General features: G+C 71.8%; 2 protein-coding genes and 1 pseudogene. All 3 read left to right on the top strand.

Features of this window, described 5'->3' with window-relative positions:
* Positions 1–371: 371 nt before the first annotated feature.
* Positions 372–785 carry an SRPBCC family protein gene (locus tag AC07DW_RS34025; RefSeq protein WP_478861465.1) on the top strand — a complete coding sequence of 138 codons (414 nt, stop codon included), beginning with the start codon at positions 372–374 and terminating at the stop codon, positions 783–785.
* 6 nt (positions 786–791) lie between these two features.
* Entirely contained in the window at positions 792–1,100 is a 309-nt protein-coding gene (locus AC07DW_RS34020; RefSeq protein WP_478861464.1) for a hypothetical protein, read from the top strand.
* A gap of 91 nt (positions 1,101–1,191) precedes the next feature.
* Positions 1,192–2,693: pseudogene (locus AC07DW_RS34015) on the top strand (aminotransferase class I/II-fold pyridoxal phosphate-dependent enzyme); the annotation flags it as partial.

The following is a 2,693-nucleotide window of genomic DNA, read 5'->3' as shown; positions in this document are numbered from 1 at the left end:
ATCTTCTTCGCCGTCGCCGCGGAGGGCAGGTCGCTGGAGGACATCGCGACCCCGCTGTCCGCGCAGGCCGCCGAGGCATCGGCTCCCGGCGGGGCGGCCGGTGCCACCGCGCGCACCGCGGCGCCGTGACAGTGGCATGAGGGCGTCCCGATTGGATCGAACGCCGCGGGATGGTTTATCGTTCATGTAGTCGGTTGTGAAGACGCCTTCACTGCCGCCACACACTGCCCCGGCTGGTTCCCCCGTCCAGCCGGGGCTTTTCTCATTCCCCTTCACGTTCCCTCCACCTTTCCTCCCGGCTTCAGTCCGGGCAGGGAGGGCACCCGTCACCGCGGACACCCCCGAGCCGACGAACGAGGAACGGTGGAGCGATGACCGAGTACGAGCGTTCCCGCACCATGCCGGCCCTGCCCGAGCACGTCTTCGATCAGGCCGCCAACATCGACCAGCTCGACAACTGGCTGCCCGAGGCCCTGCACGTACACCCCGGCCGACTGCCCGCCGTCACCGTCCACGAGGACCGCACCGACGAGGACACCTCCGCCCTGCTGCGCGCCCGGAAGGACCAGATGCGCATCGAATGGGGCACCAGGGAACACGGCGGCTACGCGGGGTGGCTCCAGGTCGCCGGCATCGACGGCGGGGCCAGCGAGGTGACCGTGCACCTGTCGTTCTTCGACGAGAGCCACGACCCCGGCGAAGCCCCGGTGAACGACGCCCTCGACCACAGCCTCCAGCGTCTGGAGGACCAGGTGCGCCTGCGCGTCGACAACGCCGCGGGCTGACCGGCCATGCCGAAGCGGAAGCAGTACGCGGTCGCCGCCTCCGGGGAGTGGACGGACGAGGAGGAAGGCCGCCGGCGGCTGCCCGCCGGGGAGGTCCACGCGTGGGAGCCCGGCCTGAACCAGACCGTCTGCGGCCTCTCCCTCAGCAGGTCCCGACTCGGCCGCTTCCCGCACGTCACCTGGCAGGACGCGCTCCCGGAGTCCGGCGGCTCGGCCGACCGCGTCCGGCGCGTCTGCCCCCGCTGCGCCTCCGTCGCGGGCCGCCGGGGCGCCGACGCCCGGCCGCGCTGGCAGCGCGTCCGCCCCCGGCCCTGACCGGGACGGCGGCCCCGGCCGTGGCGCGGAGCCCCGTCGCGTGGACGACCTTGGCCCGTTTTTGCCCCACTTCGCGGGGCACTGGGGTGGCATGGACCACTCACAGGCGCCCGTGCTCGACGCGCTCGTCGCGTACCACTACCGAGAAGCGGACACCTTTCACCCCGCCCGGCCACAAGCAGGGCCGGGGTGCCGATCCGCGGGTGCGCGCCGTCCTCGGTGACGCCGTCTTCCGTTCCGACGTGCTCGCGACCAGCGGGCTGGACGACCGGACCTCCTCCCACGGCGTCATCACCAAGGCGCAGGAGCTGATGGCCGACGCGGTCGGGGCGGACCACACCTTCTTCTCCACCTGCGGCAGCTCCCTGTCCGTGAACGCCGCCATGCTGTCCGTCGCCGGGCCGCACGAGAAGCTGCTCGTCGGCCGTGACGCGCACAAGGCGGTGGTGTCCGGCCTCGTCCTCGCCGGGATCGTGCCCATCTGGGTGGAGCCCCAGTGGGACCCCGAGCGCCACATCGCCCACCCGCCGTCCGCCGACGCCTTCCGCGCCGCGTTCGCCGCCCACCCCGACGCCCGGGGCGCCCTGGTGACCACTCCGACGCCGTACGGCACCTGCTCCGACCTGCCCGCCATCGCGGAGGCGTGCCACGAACGCGGCGTACCGCTGATCGTCGACGAGGCGTGGGGCGCGCACCTGCCGTTCCACCCCGACCTGCCGACCTGGGCCATGGACGCGGGGGCCGACGTCTGCGTCACCTCCGTCCACAAGATGGGCTCGGGCCTCGAACAGAGCTCCGTCTTCCACCTCCGGGGCGACCTGATCGAACCGGAGGTCCTCAAGAACCGCGAGGACCTCCTGGGCACCACGAGCTCCTCGGTCCTCGTGTACGCGGCCCTCGACGGCTGGCGCCGCCAGATGGTCCAGCACGGCCACGCCCTCTACGACGACGCACTGGCCCTCGCCAAGTCGGTACGGGCCCGTATCGCCGAGATCGACGGCATGCACGTGCACGGGCGGGACGACTTCTGCGGGCCCGGCCGCGCGGCCGACCTCGACCCGCTCCAGGTCATCGTCGACATCACCGGACTCGACACCACCGGCTACCGGATCGCCGACTGGATCCGCGAGCACCACCACATCAACCTGCACCTGTCCGACCACCGGCGCACCAGCGCCCAGCTCACCCACGCCGACGACGAACGCAGCGCCGAAGCGCTGATCACCGCGCTGCGCGACGTCGCCGACCACGCGGACGAACTGCGCCCGCCCCACGGGTGGAGGTGCCCGACCCGGCCGACCTCCGACTGGAGCAGGTCATGCTGCCGCGTGACGCCTTCTTCGGCCGGGTCGAACAGGTGCCGTGGGAGAAGGCCGTCGGCCGTGTCACCGCCGAAATGCTGACGCCCTACCCGCCCGGCATCCCGGCGGCGCTGCCCGGCGAACGGCTCAACTCCGAGGTGCTGCACTATCTGCGCAGCGGTGTCGACGCCGGGATGGGAGCAATAGTCAAGACTTGTGGATCAGTTGGTGTGGTTCATGCTGCGAGGGTCTCTTCTTGTTCGATGAGGTGGCCCTTTTCGAAGCGTGCGCC

This window comes from Streptomyces sp. NPDC045701 (assembly GCF_056432045.1).
Note: the sequence above shows the minus strand (reverse complement) of the source record. Positions and strands in the feature narration are given on the sequence as shown.

What these genes read in the sequence shown, in the direction of transcription:
- AC07DW_RS34025 (WP_478861465.1), top strand. Translation starts at nt 372, where the DNA reads ATGACCGAGTACGAGCGTTCCCGCACCATGCCGGCCCTGCCCGAGCAC.
- AC07DW_RS34020 (WP_478861464.1), top strand. Translation starts at nt 792, where the DNA reads ATGCCGAAGCGGAAGCAGTACGCGGTCGCCGCCTCCGGGGAGTGGACG.